The following is a 14,249-nucleotide window of genomic DNA, read 5'->3' as shown; positions in this document are numbered from 1 at the left end:
CATGCTCGCCCTGCGCAAATGGTTGCTGTCCGGCTTGCTGGTCATCGTGCCGCTGGTCATCACGCTCGGCGTGCTGAACTGGATCATCGGCACGCTCGACCAGACGCTCTGGCTGCTGCCCGAGCAGTGGCAGGTCTGGCTCAGCGACCACCGGGTGCGCGGCCTGGGCGTGCTGCTCACGCTGGCCATCCTGCTGGTGGTGGGCGCCACCGCCAGCAATTTCGTCGGCAAGCGCCTGCTCGGCTGGGGCGACGCCGTGGTGCGGCGCATTCCGGTCGTGCGCTCGATCTACTCCAGCGTCAAGCAGGTGTCGGACACGCTGTTCTCCGAGAACGGCAACGCCTTTCGTACCGCGGTGCTGATCCAGTGGCCGCGCGAAAACGTCTGGACCATTGCCTTCGTGACGGGCGCCCCTGGCAATGAGGTCGCGGAACATCTCGGCAGCGAAGAAGAATTCCTCAGTGTCTACGTGCCGACCACGCCCAATCCCACGGGCGGCTACTTCGTGATGCTCAAGCGCAGCGACTGCATCGAACTGAAGATGAGCGTGGACGAAGCGCTCAAGTACATCGTCTCGATGGGGGTGGTTGTTCCAGGCAGCCCCGCCACGGTGGCAACCAAGCCATCCAACTCATAAAAACGAACGCGCCCGAACGGCGCCGGAATTGATCCCTATGGCCATGCGTACTCACTATTGCGGTCTTGTGACCGAAGCCCTGATGGGCCAGACCGTCACCCTTTGCGGCTGGGTCAACCGTCGCCGCGACCACGGCGGCGTGATCTTCATCGACGTGCGTGACCGCGAAGGTTATGTGCAGGTGGTGTGCGATCCCGATCGCGCCTCCACCTTCGGCGTGGCCGAGAACCTGCGCAACGAGTTCTGCGTGCAGATCACGGGCCTGGTGCGCGCGCGCCCCGAAGGCACGACCAACGACAGCCTCAAGAGCGGCAAGATCGAAGTGCTGTGCCACGAGCTGAAGGTGCTCAACCCTTCGGTCACGCCCCCGTTCCTGCTGGACGACGACAACCTGTCGGAAACCACCCGCCTCACGCACCGCGTGCTCGACCTGCGCCGCCCAGCCATGCAACGCAACATGATGCTGCGCTACAAGGTGACGATGGAAACGCGCAAGTTCCTCGATGCCAACGGCTTCATCGACATCGAGACGCCGATGCTCGGCAAGTCCACGCCCGAAGGCGCGCGCGACTACCTCGTGCCCAGCCGCGTGCACGACGGCAGCTTCTTCGCGCTGCCGCAGTCGCCCCAACTGTTCAAGCAGTTGCTGATGGTGGCCGGCTACGACCGCTACTACCAGATCGTCAAGTGCTTCCGCGACGAAGACCTGCGCGCCGACCGCCAGCCTGAATTCACGCAGATCGACATCGAGACCTCGTTCCTCGCCGAAGAAGAAATCCGCGAGATGTTCGAAGGCATGATCCGCAACGTGTTCCGCAACGCCGCGGGCATCGAGCTGCCGGTGTTCCCGACGATGACGTACGGCGATGCCATGTTCAAGTACGGCTCGGACAAGCCCGACCTGCGCGTGAAGCTCGAATTCACCGAACTCACCGAGCTGATGAAGCGCGTCGAGTTCAAGGTGTTCTCGAACGCCGCCACCATGGTGGGCGGCCGTGTCGTGGCGCTGCGCGTGCCGGGCGGCGGTGCCGAAGGCGGCCTGTCGCGCGGTGAAATCGACGCCTATCAAGAGTTCGTCAAGATCTACGGCGCCAAGGGCCTGGCCTACATCAAGGTCAACGACGCAGCCGCCGGCCGCGAAGGCCTGCAAAGCCCGATCGTCAAGAACCTGGACGACAACACGCTGGCTGAGATCATCGCCCGCACGGGTGCCCGCAACGGCGACATCCTGTTCTTCGGCGCCGACAAGGAAAAGGTCGTCAACGACGCCATCGGCGCGCTGCGCGTGAAGATCGGCCACAGCCCCTTCGGCAAGAAGAGCGGCCTGTTCGACGACCGCTGGGCACCGCTGTGGGTGGTCGACTTCCCGATGTTCGAGTTCGACGAGGATGGCCAGCGCTGGTCCGCCGTGCACCACCCGTTCACCGCACCGAAGGACGGCCATGAAGACCTCATGGACACCGCGCCCGAGAAGTGCATTGCCAAGGCCTACGACATGGTGCTCAACGGCATCGAGATGGGCGGCGGCTCGGTGCGTATCCACCGCGAGGAAGTGCAGAGCAAGGTGTTCCGCGCGCTGAAGATCAGCGCCGAAGACGCGCAGCTCAAGTTCGGCTTCCTGCTGGACGCGCTGCAGTACGGCGCGCCGCCGCACGGTGGCATCGCCATCGGCCTGGACCGCCTCGTCATGCTGATGACCGGCGCCGAGTCGATCCGCGACGTGATCGCCTTCCCCAAGACCCAGCGCGCGCAAGACCTGCTGACGCAGGCGCCGAGCCCGGTCGACGAGAAGCAACTGCGCGAGCTGCACATCAAGCTGCGCAACACGCCTCAAGCCGCAGCCTGATGCCGGCATGACGACTGGCACCCGGCCCTGGAAGATCCCGGAGTCGGTGCTTGTCGTGATCCACACGCCGGCACTCGACGTGCTGCTGATCCGGCGCGCCGACGCGGCCGAGTTCTGGCAGTCGGTCACCGGCAGCAAGGACAGCGTCGACGAGCCGCTCGCGCTCACGGCGGCGCGCGAGGTGGCCGAGGAAACCGGCATCCAGTGCGGCCAGGGCAGTGCGCTCGCATCGCAACTGGTCGACTGGCAACTGCGCAACATCTACGAAATCTACCCACGCTGGCGCGCCCGCTACGAGCCGGGCGTCACGCACAACACCGAGCACCTGTTCGGCCTGTGCGTGCCCGAACGCCTGACGCCCACGCTCGATCCGCGCGAGCACACCGACTGGCAATGGCTGTCGTACCGCGAAGCGGCCGACGCCTGTTTTTCCCCGTCGAACGCCGAAGCCATCCTGTTGCTGCCAGAATTTGCGCAATGAACCAGCCGGCAGCACAGACCCTTCGGGTCGCGACCTACAACATCCACAAGGGTGTGCAGGGCATCGGGCCTGCCCGGCGGCTTGAGATCCACAACCTCGGCCATGCCATCGAGCAGCTCGATGCCGACATCGTCTGCCTGCAGGAAGTGCGCAAGATGAACCGGCAGGCCGCTGCCCGTTTCGCGCGCTGGCCCGAGCTGCCCCAGGCCGATTTCCTCGCGCCCGAGGGCTACACCGCCGTCTACGAGACCAATGCCGTCACGCGCCATGGGGAGCACGGCAATGCGCTGCTCACGCGCTGGCCGGTGATCCGCACCAGCCACCAGGACATTTCCGACCACCGCTTCGAGCAGCGCGGGCTGCTGCACGTGGTGATCGAGGTCGAGGGGCAGCCGGTGCATGCCATCGTGGTGCACCTGGGCCTCATCAAGGGCAGCCGCGTGCGGCAGATCGCCCGGCTGCGCGAGTTCATCGACCGGGAAGTGCCCGCCGGCGAAGCCGTGGTGGTGGCGGGCGATTTCAACGACTGGGGCGCGCGCATGCGCTACGCCATGAACGCCATGGGCCTGCGCGACACCAGCGACCTGCGCGGCCCGCGCACGCTCACCTATCCCTCGCGCCTGCCGGTGGCGCAGCTCGACTTCATCTACGGGCGCAAGCTGGAGCCGCTGGCCTGCGCGGTGCCGCGCGGCCCGATCTGGGCCCGCATGTCCGACCACCTGCCGCTGGTGGCTGATTTCTCGTTGACCTGAACTCGCCCCCAGGCTTCGCGCACTGCGTGTCGCTTCTCCAACCCCCTACCGGGGGCAACACCTGCGGCCCGGCGAAGCCGGTTCCGCGGTGTTTCCCTGCAGGGGCGCTGAAAAATGATCGCTGCTACCATGCGCGGATGCTGAGGAAAACCGACGTCGCACCGCTCCCCGATCGAAAAGACGATGACGAGGGCACGCCCGTCTCCGTGAAGATCCGCGAGCGCCTGAACGCAGCGCGCAAGCGCTTCAATGCCAATGACAACATCGCCGAGTTCATCGAACCCGGCGAGCTGGAGGCGCTGCTCGACGAGGTCGAGGTCAAGATGAAGGGCGTGCTCGACAGCCTCGTCATCGACGTCGAGAACGATCACAACACCGGCAACACCGCCCGCCGCGTGGCCAAGATGTACCTGAACGAGGTGTTCCGCGGCCGCTACGTGGCACCGCCCTCGCTCACCGAGTTCCCCAACGCCGAGCACCTGAACGAGCTGATGATCGTCGGCCCGATCACCGTGCGCAGCGCCTGCTCGCACCACTTCTGCCCGATCATCGGCAAGCTCTGGGTCGGCGTGATGCCCAACGAGCACACCAACGTGATCGGCCTGTCGAAGTACGCGCGCCTGGCCGAATGGGTCATGGGCCGTCCGCAGATCCAGGAAGAAGCGATCGTGCAACTGGCCGATCTGATCCAGGAAAAGACCCGGCCCGACGGCCTGGCGCTGGTGATGGAAGCCGAACATTTCTGCATGGCCTGGCGCGGCGTGAAGGAAATGGACAGCAAGATGATCAACTCCGTGATGCGCGGCGTGTTCCTGAAAGACCCGAGCCTGCGCCGCGAATTCCTGTCCCTCTTGCCAAGAAAGAGCTGAAGCCATGCTGGTCCGACTCCTCTACGCCAGCCGTGCCGTCGACACCAGCCCGGCAGCCATCGACGCGATCCTCACGCAATCGCGCTCCCACAACCCGGCCTGCGGCATCACCGGCATCCTTTGCTACGGTGCCGGCACCTTCCTGCAGGCCATCGAGGGTGGGCGCGACGCCATCAGCGATCTCTACGGCCACATCCAGCGCGATGCGCGCCACAAGGACGTGGTGCTGCTGCACTACGAAGAAATCTCCGAGCGCCGTTTCGGCGGTTGGACGATGGGGCAGGTCAACCTGTCGAAGCTCAATGCTTCGACGTTGCTCAAGTATTCGGAGAAGCCCGAACTCGACCCCTACAAGGTCTCGGGCAAGGTCTCGCTGGCGCTGCTCGAAGAGCTGATGGCCACCGCCGCCATCGTCGGCCGCCACTAGTCCTTCTTCTGCCGGGGTGCCGCTCTCTGCCTTTGCGCTGATCCTGCTCGCCGGGGTCATTCACGCCAGCTGGAACATCGCCGCCAAGAAGGCGAACGGTGACGCACGCTTCGCGCTCCAGAGCAGCGTGTTCATGGCCGTGGTGTGGGCGCCCGTGGGCATCGCGCTGGGCTGGAGCGTCGTGCCGACATGGGGCGCGAGGGAATGGGGCTTCATCGTGCTGAGCGGCGTGCTGCACGTCTTCTATTACGTGATCCTGCTGCGCGGCTACCGCAAGTCCGACCTCACCGTGGTCTATCCGCTGGCGCGTGGCTCGGGGCCGTTGCTGTCGTCGCTGGTCGCGATCCTGTTTCTCGGCGAGAAGATCAGCCTGATCGGCGTCGCCGGCATCTTCGGCGTGGTGCTCGGCGTGTTCCTCGTGGCAGGCGGTCCGCGCCTCTTTCACAAGAAGCATGACCCGGCCCAGCGCGAGCGGGTGCAAAAGGGCATCCGCTACGGCGTGCTGACCGGCGCCTTCATTGCGGCCTACACGGTGGCCGACAGCTACGCGGTGAAGTTCCTGGCCATGTCGCCGATCCTGCTCGACTACATGGGCAACTTCGTGCGCCTCGTGCTGCTGTTGCCCGCCGCATTGCAGGACCGCGTCACCACTGCGCGCATGTGGCGCGAGCAGTGGAAGTACGCGCTGCTGGTGGCGGCGATCAGCCCGGTTTCCTATGTGCTCGTGCTCTATGCGGTGCAGCAGGCGCCCATCTCGCACGTGGCGCCCGCGCGCGAGGTGTCGATGCTGTTCGCCGCGCTGATCGGTGGGCATCTGCTGCGTGAGGGCGACCGGCTGCTGCGCCTGATGGGCGCAATGCTCATTGCCGCCGGCGTGGTGGCGCTCGCGTTGGGCTGAGGCCATGCTCTTCGGGTGCGACTTTTCGAGCGCGCCCACGGCACGCAAGCCCATCGTGGTGGCCATTGGCGAGCTGGCCGATGCCGACCGTGTCGTGCTGACCCGGCTGCAGCGCTTTGCAACGCTCAACGCCTGGGGCGAATGGCTGCAGGCCACGCCCGCATGGACTGGTGGCTTCGACTTTCCGTTCAGCCTGCCGCGCGAGCTGGTCGAGCACCTGCGCTGGCCAACGCAATGGGACGCGCTGATGGCCCACTACGCCAGCCTGAGCCGCGCCGAGATACGCGACACCTTCGCTGCGTTCTGCGCCGCGCGCCCGGTCGGCGGCAAGTTCGCGCACCGCGCTGCCGACATGCCCGCCGGCTCCAGTCCGTCGATGAAGTGGGTCAATCCCCCGGTGGCCTACATGCTCCATGCCGGCGTGCCGCGCCTGCTGGTGGCCGGTGCGCGCATTCCCGGCCTGCATGAAGGCAACCACCGCGACCGTGTGGCCCTGGAGGCCTATCCGGGCCTGCTGGCGCGCGAGCTGATCGGGCGACGCAGCTACAAGAGCGACGACCTGCGAAAGCAGACACCGCAGCGCCTGGCTGCGCGCACCGACCTGCTGCTGGCCCTCGAAGCCGGCACCACCCGGCTCGGCCTGCGGCTGGGCATTGCCGCGGGCCAGCGTGACGAGTTGCTGGCCGATGCCAGGGGTGACGACATCGACGCGGTGCTGTGCCTCCTGCAGGCCGCCTGGGGCCTCCAGCGTGCCGAAAGCCCCGGACCCGGACATGGTCTGCCGGCCGGATTCGATGCGCTTGAAGGATGGATCGTCACGGCTTGAGCCTTGTTGTCCTACACCGCTTCGGGCTTCCGGCGGAATTCGTGGCGACCGGGTGGCACCTAGATTGAAGGCAGTGGGTCATACCGGCCCACGTGTTTTCACCACCCTACGCAGGAAGGAATCGAGATGAACAAGGACCAAGTGGCAGGCCGCGTCGAAGAGGCCAAGGGCAAGCTGAAGGAAGTCGCCGGCAAGGTTGTCGGCAACGAGAAGCTCGAGGGCGAAGGCCTTGCAGACCAGGCCGCCGGCAAGGTGCAAAAGACCTACGGCGACGTCAAGGAAAAGGCCAAGGACGCGATCAAGTCGGGCGCCGACAAGCTCTGATCTGACTGCTGACAGGACAGGGTTGCGCGCCCGGTGCGCGCAACCTTTTTTCCGTTTCCCGTATTTCCCGCATTCCCGTTTTTCCGTGAGCGACAGGAGGATTTCAATGAACAAATCAAACCCGATCACCGCCATGCCGCATTCGCGCGTGTGGCTCGCCGTGCTCGTGGCCGGCGCTGCACTGACACTGGCCGCCTGCGACAAGTCGGACAACCGCACCGCCGGTGAAAAGCTCGACAGCGCGGTCGCCAAGACCGAGCAGGCCGCCGACACCGCCGCCGCCAAGACCGAACAGGCGCTCAAGGACGCCAAGGCCAAGGCCGATGCCTCCGGCACCACTGCCGATGTGAAGGAAGGCATGGCCAACGCGAAGGAAGCGATCAAGGACGCCGGCGCAGCCGTGAGCGCGACCGTCGACGACGCCGCCATCACTGCTTCTGTCTCGGCAGGCCTGGCGAAGGACCCGGACCTGAGCGCCATCAAGATCAATGTCGACACCAAAGGTGGCGCCGTGAGCCTGAAGGGCCCCGCACCCTCGGCCGCCGCCAAGGCGCGCGCCGAAGACATCGCCAAGGGCGTGCAGGGCGTGACCTCGGTGGACAACCAGCTCGACGTGAAGAGCTGACCATCCCGGCTCTCGCCGCAGATAGCAAAAAGCCCGGTCACTGACCGGGCTTTTTGTTGGGCACCCCGACGGATCGGAGGCGCCGTCAGGGAGCATCTTTGCGTGGCGGATTGGCGGTCTTCTGCATCAACGTGTTGACGATGTCAGCCACGTCGGATGTCTTCAGCACCGCAGCCAGCACTGCCGTGACAGACAGCAGGCGCCACGGCTTGACGAGCACCAGCACCGCGCCGGTGGCCGCCGCAGCCGCCATCAGCTTGGCCGGCTCCTTGCGCGCGTAATGCTCGAGCAGGGGACGCGCCAATTGGCCCGCCGCATGGGCCGGGTGGCGGCGCCACCAGCGCTGCACCACGCTGCGTGCCACCGAGCCCCAGACATTGCCGCCACGGCCCTGCGCAGGCGCTTCGTAGGCCGCTGTCGTCGGGTGCTCGTGGTGCGCGTATTCCAGATCGTCGTCGGCCTCGCGTGCCGAGTGACGCGCCTCTTCCTCGCCGCCGTTCAGTTGCCGCACCAGCGCACGGCGCGAAATGGCCAGGCGCTGCTGCGGGGTCAGGGGAAGGGGGGAGCGATCAGCGCTGGCCATGGTGGGCTCCGGCGTTGTGAAGGGCCTGCAGGTCGGCGTCGAGCTGCGTGCGCAGGTCGTCGAAGCCATAGCCCGGGTGGGGGCGCATCGCGTACCAGGCGCAGAAGGCGGCGATCAGCACCGCGACGCCCGGCACGATGACCAGCACCCAATGAAAGCTGCCATGCAGCACGCCGAGCAGCACGGCCACGCCGATCAGCCCGAGGGCCAGCACGGCGCTGGCCGCCGCCAGCACACCCGCGACTAGGCGGGCGACGAGGCCGCGCCCCGCCTGTGCAGTTTCCTGCCGGACGAGGGCGGCGTAGTTGGCGACGTGTTCAGCGATAAGTTCCGGATGCCCGAGCACCGTGGAGAAAATCGGATGAAGCATGGTGCGGGGGATCGGTGGAACGAAAGATCAGCGGATCAGTAGTCGTCCCGGCTGCGGCGGCTGGCCAGCACGATGAGCGCCGTGATGGCGGCGCCGGCTGCGGCGGCGAGCAGCACCGAGCGCACGGGCTGGTCCGAGATGTAGCGGCCGGTCACGTCGGCAGCCTTCTCGATGCGGCGCTGCGCACGGGCGCTGGTGGTCGATGCGGCGTCCAGGCCGCGCTGAACGGCCTGCTGCACGCGGGCTGCCAGTTGCTCGACGGCCGGCTCGGCATCGCGGCGCAGGTCGCGGACCTTTTCGCCCGCCGCATTCACCGCGTTCTGTGCATAGGCGCGGGTCGATTCGACCGCGTCGTTGGCGGTCTGGCGCGCATCGTCGGCGAGCTGCGAAGGGGTCTTGGTCGTGTTCATGTGTAAGTCCTTTTCGGAAAGATGAAATGCGGGAGCCTGTGGATCGTAACTACGCTACTTGCGTCGTAGCAAGCCGGCCAGGAAGCTGGCGATGGCAAGCACGGCGAAGATCACGAAAAGGATCTTGGCAATACCAACTGCGCTGGCGGCAATGCCACCGAAGCCAAACAGTGCGGCGATCAGCGCGATGACCAGAAACACCACTGCGTAATGCAACATGCGGAACTCCTTCGAGGCTGCCCTCGTTGTTTTGATAAACAGCGCATCCGTCACCTCGCAAGGAAGAGCCGGATGGCTTGGGAGCAACCTTAATTGGGGCCCTGCGCGGGACCTGTCAGCGGCCGGGGACGGGGTGCGTAGGAGATGGCCGAGTCACCCCGCACCGGGCCGTGAAGGAGTGCCGATTCAGCTCGGCTTGACCACCGGCAGCATGGCGCTCAGGCGCGTGCCCCGGCCGGGCGTCGAGGAAATCGTGAGCTTGCCGCGGGCCGCTTCCACCCGATGGCGCATGCCCGCAAGGCCGTGCGTCGATGGCCGCACGCGCTGCGAATCGAAGCCCTTGCCGTTGTCCGCGACTTCCACGATCACGTGGTTCTCGTAGTTCTTCATCACGATGGTGGCTTCGCTGGCCTCCGCGTACTTGCCGATGTTGGTCAGGCTTTCCTGGACCATGCGGTAGATGGTGAGCTGGCGCGATTCGTCCATCGTCACCGGCTCCAGCGCCATCTCGATCTGCAGGCCCGAGCGTTCGGCGAACTCGCGCCCCAGGATTTCCAGCGACGCGACCAGCCCGAGGTTCGACAGCGAGGACGGCCGCAGGTCTTCGATGATGCGGCGCTTGAGCGCGATGCCGCTGTTGAGCAGTTCGGTCAGATGCTGCAGCCGCTGGATGGCGTCGGGCGCATCCGCCAGCCGCGATTTGAGCCGTGCCACGTCCAGCTTGGCGGCAGTCAGCAGCGAGCCCAACTCGTCGTGCAGTTCGCGCGCCAGGTAGCCGCGCTCGGTTTCCCGTACGTCCTGCAGGTGGGTCGCCAGCTCGGCCAGCGAGGCGGTGCGCTCGCGCACTTCGTCCTCCAGGGCGTTGCGCTCGCGTTGCAGGGCTTCCTGCTGGCGCTCGCCGATGGAGCGCAGCGCATGCGTCTGCCGCAGGTAGAGGAAGAAGGCGATCAGCGCGGCCAGCGCCACGATGGCGGTGCCGATGCGGGCGAGCTGCAGCGACTTGAGCACCTGTACCTGGCTCTCGTGCAGGGTCTTGTTGCTGATCTTGACCAGTTCCCCCGCGGTGGCGCGGATGGCATCCATCTCTTCGCGGCCCACGTCGGTCGTGATGACGAACTTCCAGGCGTCTTCCTTGCCGTCCTGGCGCAGCCGCACGCTCATGTCCATCTCGGCGATCTTGCGCAGCACGTGTTTCGACAGCTCGGTCAGCTGGGCAAGCTCGGCCGGCCGGTCGGCGTACAGGCGGCGCAGGCTCCCCAGGTGGCCGTCGACCTCCTTGACCGCCGAGTCGTAGGGTTGGCGGTAGCTGGTTTCGCCGGTCAGCAGATAGCCCCGCTGGCCGGTTTCGGCATCGAGCATGTTCTGCAGGATCTGGTTGAGCGTGCCGCGAACTTGCTGGGCCTCGTCGATGTCAGACAGGGCACGGCTCGACTGCCGGTAGCCAGCCTCGTTGATGCCGACGAGGGCCAGCGCGGCCAGCGCCGCGAGCAGCAGGCTCACGGCCATTTTTTGAGGGACTAGCCAGTGCATGAAACTTTCAAAGCTGCTTACTACGCAAGTTCGTGAATAATTGACAACAATCAGGGGCCCGGCATGTTGCGGACCGCATGTGCGCAACACAACGACGAAAGTAACAGATGATCAAAATTGGAATTGTGGACGACCACGCCATCGTGCGATCGGGCCTCCGGCAGTTCTTCTCCGAGCACGTGGACCTGCGCGTGGCGGGTGAGGCAGCCAGCGGGCGCGAAGCCATCGAGCTGGTGCGCACCACGGAGCTGGACGTGCTGGTCATGGACCTTTCGATGCCGGGGCAGAGCGGAATCGACGCGCTGGCCATGATCCGCGCCAAGGCGCCGGATGTCGGCATCCTCATCTTGAGCGGCTATCCCGAAGAGCACTACGCGATGAACCTGATCCGCCAGGGCGCGAGCGGCTACCTGAACAAGGAGTGCGATCCGATCGAGATCGTCAACGCCATCCGCACCATCTCGCTGGGCCGCCGCTACATCACGCCCGCCGTGGCCGAACTGCTGGCCCGCCAGCTCGACCGCAAGGACGACGCGGCACCGCACGAGCAACTGTCGGAGCGCGAGTTCCAGGTGTTCCTGAAGCTGGCCAAGGGCGAGACCGCGGGCGACATCGCCAAGACGCTGTCGCTGTCGGTGAAGACGGTGAGCACCTACCGCACGCGCCTGATGGAAAAGATGAACCTCTCGTCCAACAGCGACCTGACGTACTACGCGCTGAAGAACAAGCTGATCGACTGACAGGCGCATGGGGGTGGGGAAGAGGCCGGGTCCGGTTTCTTCTTCAGCCCGCCTCGGGCGCACGGCGCAACGCCTTGGCCTGTGCGAGGCAGAAGTCGACCAATGCGTCGATCTCGTTCGACTTGTCGAACACCGCGTCGACACCGAATTCGGCGCAGCGCCGCCGGATGTCGGGCGTCGCATAGTTGCTGAGCACCACCACCTTCTGCGTCGGCTTGCGTGCCTGGCAGGCCTGCAGCACGCCCAGGCCGCTGCCCTGCTTGAGAAAAAGATCGACGATCGCCAGGTCCCATTCGGGGCCGTGTTCGAGCAGCCATTCGCGTGCGTGGTCTTCGGTCTCGGCAAAGCCGACGACCGTGGTGCAGGTGAGTTCTTCCAGCGTGCCAATGAGGTTTTCACGGATCGTGAGGTTGTCTTCGACGACGTATGTCTGCAATCTGGAATCCATGCCGAGCCACGCTTCCTCTGACGTTGGCAGGTGCACCCGAAGCGCGCCCGCTGAGGGAATGCCTGCACATGGACACTGAGGCTTTTCCGTCGCGCATCATGCAGGGTTCATGGGCCGGGTGTTGTAGGCGTGTTCCGACGCACGCGCTGTCGGCAACGCATTCGTAGGCAATGCCGCACGGTTTGTGCGGTCCAATGCCGACCCGCGGCCCGCCGTCACTGAGGTATCCAACTGAACATGGCAACGCACATCTTTCGCACCCGGCCGGTCTGGCAGAAGCTGCTGGTGTCCTTCGTGCTGCTGCTGGCCGCATTGCTGGTCGCGCTGATCTTCTTTCCGTGGGACGTGCTGCGCGAGCCGGTCAACCGCTACGTGAGCGAGAAGACAGGGCGCAAGTTCGAGATCACGCGGCGGCTCGACGTCGACCTGGGCTGGCGCACGGCCACCGTCAAGTTCGACGGCCTGGAGTTCGCCAACCCCTCATGGGCGCGCGATCCCTACCTGGTGAAGGCCGACCGGGCGGAGTTCGACATCCGCATCTGGCCGCTGATCGCCAGCAGGATCGACATTCCGCGATTGGCGCTTTTCTCGCCCACCGTCGGGCTGCAGATGGAGCAGGATGGGCGCCGCACCTGGGCGCTTGGCAAGGACACCTCCGATTCGGGCACGGTGCCCAGCATCGGGCTCATCCAGGTCGACACCGGGAAGGTCGACTTCCTGGCCAAGCACCTGGGCGTCGACCTGCATGCCGACCTGAGCTACGACACGAGCCGCGGCGAGTTGCCGCTCAACTACCGCATCAAGGGCCGCTACAAGGGGCAACCGCTGACCGCCAACGGCCGCACGGGCAACGTGCTGCAGATCAACGCGGCCGGCGCGCCGCCGTTCCCGCTGGAGATCAACGCCGCGGCCGGGCAGACGCAGCTCAAGGCCAGCGGCACCGTGGCCGAGCTGGCGGGGCTCGACGGCATCGACGCCAAGTTCGAACTCAAGGGACAGACGCTGGGCGCGTTGTTCCCGCTGCTGGGCATCGCGCTGCCGCAGACCTCGCCCTATGCGCTGAGCGGTGACCTGAGCAAGCGCGGCAAGCTGTGGACGGTGGCCGGCCTCAAGGGCAAGCTGGGCCTGTCCGACATTGGCGGTGACATGCGCTTCGACCAGGCCGGCAGCCTGCCTCACCTGGCGGGCGAGTTGCGCTCGAAGGTGATGGACATGGACGACCTCGGGCCACTGATCGGCCTGCCACCTACGGCGCGCACGGCCAACGCGGTGGAAGGCGTCGCGCCGCCGCCGACCATCACGCAGGTCAAGCGCCCGGCGGGTGGCAAGGTGCTGCCCACCGCGCCGCTCGATTTCGAGCGCCTGCGCGCCATGAACGCCGACGTGAAGTACACGGCCGACCGCATCCGCAACGTGCGCGAGATTCCGTTGGACAGCGGCAGCGTGCAGGTCAAGCTGAATGAAGGCGTGCTCACGCTCGATCCGCTCGACCTGGGCGTGGGCGGCGGCAAGCTGGTGGGCGCCATCCGCATCGACGGGGCGAAGAACCCGGCGGACATCCGCGCCTCGCTTGACCTGCGCGGCATGCAACTGGCCCGCCTGTTCCCCAAGCTCGAAACCACGGGCAACAGCGTGGGCCGGCTCGATGGCCGCCTCAACCTTTCGGGGCCGGGCAGCTCGGTGGCCAACTGGCTCGGCGGTGTGTCGGGCGACGTGGCAGTGCTGTCGGGGCGCGGCCAGTTCGGCAACCTGCTGCCCGTGTTCGCGACGCTCGTGGGCGGCGACATCATCAAGTTCCTGCTGCGCGGCGACCGCAATGTCGAGCTGCGCTGCGCGGCTATCGCCTTCGACGTCAACAAGGGACTGATGACCGGGCGCACGCTCGTGGTGGACACGACCAACGCCGTGTTCACCGCCAGCGGGCAGGCCAACCTGGCCAAGGAGACGCTCGATTTCGTGGTCCATCCGGAGCCCAAGAGCAAGAGCATTCTTTCGATCCGCACGCCGCTGGTCGTCAGCGGCACCTTCGGTGACCCGAAGGGCGGTCTCGAGATCGCGCCGCTGGCGGGGCGAGGCCTTGCCGCGCTGGCACTCGGTGCCATCAATCCGTTGCTGGCGCTGGCCGCGACCATCGAGACCGGGCCTGGCGAAGATTCGGATTGCAAGGGCGTGCTGGCGGGTGCGAACCGGCCGACAGCCGGGGCCGCGGCCAATGGCGCCGCGAGGGCGAAGGGTGCCCGGCAGCCCTGATGCCGGCCTGGGCC

The 14,249-nt window shown here is 66.2% G+C and carries 18 protein-coding genes; 12 read left to right on the top strand and 6 right to left on the bottom strand.

Going from position 1 to position 14,249, the window contains the following annotated elements; genetic code table 11:
- Position 1 precedes the first annotated feature (1 nt).
- The 10 genes from ACSFB7_RS27705 (at position 2) to ACSFB7_RS27660 (ending at position 7,685) form a co-directional block, all read left to right on the top strand.
- Positions 2–637, top strand: a complete 636-nt coding sequence (locus ACSFB7_RS27705) for a DUF502 domain-containing protein (protein ID WP_435475538.1) — start codon at positions 2–4, stop codon at positions 635–637.
- Positions 638–674: 37 nt separating this feature from the next.
- Positions 675–2,483, top strand: a complete 1,809-nt coding sequence (gene aspS, locus ACSFB7_RS27700) for an aspartate--tRNA ligase (protein ID WP_435475537.1) — start codon at positions 675–677, stop codon at positions 2,481–2,483.
- A 7-nt stretch (positions 2,484–2,490) separates the two neighbouring features.
- Complete coding sequence (nudB, locus tag ACSFB7_RS27695; protein WP_435475536.1) at positions 2,491–2,964, top strand: dihydroneopterin triphosphate diphosphatase; 474 nt, start codon at positions 2,491–2,493, stop codon at positions 2,962–2,964.
- Positions 2,961–3,716, top strand: a complete 756-nt coding sequence (locus ACSFB7_RS27690; RefSeq protein ID WP_435475535.1) for an endonuclease/exonuclease/phosphatase family protein — start codon at positions 2,961–2,963, stop codon at positions 3,714–3,716. The genes nudB and ACSFB7_RS27690 overlap by 4 nt, the downstream gene beginning before the upstream one ends.
- Before the next feature lie 137 nt (positions 3,717–3,853).
- On the top strand, positions 3,854–4,585 hold the full coding sequence (gene folE, locus ACSFB7_RS27685; protein ID WP_435475534.1) for a GTP cyclohydrolase I: 732 nt from the start codon (positions 3,854–3,856) through the stop codon (positions 4,583–4,585).
- Between the two features lie 4 nt (positions 4,586–4,589).
- Positions 4,590–5,012: a BLUF domain-containing protein gene (locus ACSFB7_RS27680; RefSeq protein ID WP_435475533.1), complete on the top strand. Its 423-nt coding sequence runs from the start codon at positions 4,590–4,592 to the stop codon at positions 5,010–5,012.
- 16 nt (positions 5,013–5,028) lie between these two features.
- On the top strand, positions 5,029–5,910 hold the full coding sequence (locus tag ACSFB7_RS27675; protein WP_435475532.1) for an EamA family transporter: 882 nt from the start codon (positions 5,029–5,031) through the stop codon (positions 5,908–5,910).
- Positions 5,911–5,914: 4 nt separating this feature from the next.
- Positions 5,915–6,736, top strand: a complete 822-nt coding sequence (locus ACSFB7_RS27670; RefSeq protein WP_435475531.1) for a DUF429 domain-containing protein — start codon at positions 5,915–5,917, stop codon at positions 6,734–6,736.
- 126 nt (positions 6,737–6,862) lie between these two features.
- A complete protein-coding gene (locus ACSFB7_RS27665) occupies positions 6,863–7,060 on the top strand; it encodes a CsbD family protein (RefSeq protein WP_394478934.1) in 198 nt (65 codons plus the stop codon).
- Positions 7,061–7,166: 106 nt separating this feature from the next.
- On the top strand, positions 7,167–7,685 hold the full coding sequence (locus tag ACSFB7_RS27660) for a BON domain-containing protein (protein ID WP_435475530.1): 519 nt from the start codon (positions 7,167–7,169) through the stop codon (positions 7,683–7,685).
- 85 nt (positions 7,686–7,770) lie between these two features.
- Here ACSFB7_RS27660 and ACSFB7_RS27655 read toward each other — a convergent pair whose 3' ends face one another.
- The 5 genes from ACSFB7_RS27655 to ACSFB7_RS27635 all read right to left on the bottom strand — a co-directional run bounded on the left by ACSFB7_RS27655 (position 7,771) and on the right by ACSFB7_RS27635 (position 10,773).
- Positions 7,771–8,268 carry a hypothetical protein gene (locus ACSFB7_RS27655; RefSeq protein ID WP_435475529.1) on the bottom strand — a complete coding sequence of 166 codons (498 nt, stop codon included), beginning with the start codon at positions 8,266–8,268 and terminating at the stop codon, positions 7,771–7,773.
- Positions 8,255–8,638 carry a hypothetical protein gene (locus ACSFB7_RS27650; protein ID WP_435475528.1) on the bottom strand — a complete coding sequence of 128 codons (384 nt, stop codon included), beginning with the start codon at positions 8,636–8,638 and terminating at the stop codon, positions 8,255–8,257. The genes ACSFB7_RS27655 and ACSFB7_RS27650 overlap by 14 nt, the downstream gene beginning before the upstream one ends.
- Before the next feature lie 35 nt (positions 8,639–8,673).
- Entirely contained in the window at positions 8,674–9,048 is a 375-nt protein-coding gene (locus tag ACSFB7_RS27645; protein ID WP_187111819.1) for a hypothetical protein, read from the bottom strand.
- 54 nt (positions 9,049–9,102) lie between these two features.
- Positions 9,103–9,267: a DUF1328 domain-containing protein gene (locus ACSFB7_RS27640; RefSeq protein ID WP_013543146.1), complete on the bottom strand. Its 165-nt coding sequence runs from the start codon at positions 9,265–9,267 to the stop codon at positions 9,103–9,105.
- Positions 9,268–9,453: 186 nt separating this feature from the next.
- Positions 9,454–10,773, bottom strand: a complete 1,320-nt coding sequence (locus tag ACSFB7_RS27635; RefSeq protein WP_435475527.1) for a CHASE3 domain-containing protein — start codon at positions 10,771–10,773, stop codon at positions 9,454–9,456.
- 131 nt (positions 10,774–10,904) lie between these two features.
- Here ACSFB7_RS27635 and ACSFB7_RS27630 point away from each other — a divergent pair, with 131 nt between their 5' ends.
- Positions 10,905–11,537, top strand: coding sequence for a response regulator (locus ACSFB7_RS27630; protein WP_007837167.1), 633 nt, complete (start codon positions 10,905–10,907; stop codon positions 11,535–11,537).
- A gap of 43 nt (positions 11,538–11,580) precedes the next feature.
- Here the strand turns inward: ACSFB7_RS27630 and ACSFB7_RS27625 are convergent, their stop codons facing one another.
- Positions 11,581–11,985 carry a response regulator gene (locus ACSFB7_RS27625; protein WP_435475526.1) on the bottom strand — a complete coding sequence of 135 codons (405 nt, stop codon included), beginning with the start codon at positions 11,983–11,985 and terminating at the stop codon, positions 11,581–11,583.
- A 237-nt stretch (positions 11,986–12,222) separates the two neighbouring features.
- On the opposite strand from ACSFB7_RS27625, the gene ACSFB7_RS27620 reads away from it, so the two are divergent.
- A complete protein-coding gene (locus ACSFB7_RS27620; RefSeq protein ID WP_435475525.1) occupies positions 12,223–14,235 on the top strand; it encodes an AsmA family protein in 2,013 nt (670 codons plus the stop codon).
- Positions 14,236–14,249 lie beyond the last annotated feature (14 nt).

Origin of the sequence: Variovorax raffinosi (genome assembly GCF_051216615.1) — a bacterium.
In the GTDB taxonomy this organism is placed as follows: Bacteria; Pseudomonadota; Gammaproteobacteria; order Burkholderiales; family Burkholderiaceae_C; genus Variovorax.
Note: the sequence above shows the minus strand (reverse complement) of the source record. Positions and strands in the feature narration are given on the sequence as shown.

Bases quoted from the DNA above. Each gene is read 5' to 3' on its own strand.
- ACSFB7_RS27705 (WP_435475538.1), top strand. From the start codon at position 2: ATGCTCGCCCTGCGCAAATGGTTGCTGTCCGGCTTGCTGGTCATCGTG.
- aspS (WP_435475537.1), top strand. From the start codon at position 675: ATGGCCATGCGTACTCACTATTGCGGTCTTGTGACCGAAGCCCTGATG.
- nudB (WP_435475536.1), top strand. From the start codon at position 2,491: ATGACGACTGGCACCCGGCCCTGGAAGATCCCGGAGTCGGTGCTTGTC.
- ACSFB7_RS27690 (WP_435475535.1), top strand. From the start codon at position 2,961: ATGAACCAGCCGGCAGCACAGACCCTTCGGGTCGCGACCTACAACATC.
- folE (WP_435475534.1), top strand. From the start codon at position 3,854: ATGCTGAGGAAAACCGACGTCGCACCGCTCCCCGATCGAAAAGACGAT.
- ACSFB7_RS27680 (WP_435475533.1), top strand. From the start codon at position 4,590: ATGCTGGTCCGACTCCTCTACGCCAGCCGTGCCGTCGACACCAGCCCG.
- ACSFB7_RS27670 (WP_435475531.1), top strand. From the start codon at position 5,915: ATGCTCTTCGGGTGCGACTTTTCGAGCGCGCCCACGGCACGCAAGCCC.
- ACSFB7_RS27665 (WP_394478934.1), top strand. From the start codon at position 6,863: ATGAACAAGGACCAAGTGGCAGGCCGCGTCGAAGAGGCCAAGGGCAAG.
- ACSFB7_RS27660 (WP_435475530.1), top strand. From the start codon at position 7,167: ATGAACAAATCAAACCCGATCACCGCCATGCCGCATTCGCGCGTGTGG.
- ACSFB7_RS27655 (WP_435475529.1), bottom strand. From the start codon at position 8,268: ATGGCCAGCGCTGATCGCTCCCCCCTTCCCCTGACCCCGCAGCAGCGC.
- ACSFB7_RS27650 (WP_435475528.1), bottom strand. From the start codon at position 8,638: ATGCTTCATCCGATTTTCTCCACGGTGCTCGGGCATCCGGAACTTATC.
- ACSFB7_RS27645 (WP_187111819.1), bottom strand. From the start codon at position 9,048: ATGAACACGACCAAGACCCCTTCGCAGCTCGCCGACGATGCGCGCCAG.
- ACSFB7_RS27640 (WP_013543146.1), bottom strand. From the start codon at position 9,267: ATGTTGCATTACGCAGTGGTGTTTCTGGTCATCGCGCTGATCGCCGCA.
- ACSFB7_RS27635 (WP_435475527.1), bottom strand. From the start codon at position 10,773: ATGGCCGTGAGCCTGCTGCTCGCGGCGCTGGCCGCGCTGGCCCTCGTC.
- ACSFB7_RS27630 (WP_007837167.1), top strand. From the start codon at position 10,905: ATGATCAAAATTGGAATTGTGGACGACCACGCCATCGTGCGATCGGGC.
- ACSFB7_RS27625 (WP_435475526.1), bottom strand. From the start codon at position 11,985: ATGGATTCCAGATTGCAGACATACGTCGTCGAAGACAACCTCACGATC.
- ACSFB7_RS27620 (WP_435475525.1), top strand. From the start codon at position 12,223: ATGGCAACGCACATCTTTCGCACCCGGCCGGTCTGGCAGAAGCTGCTG.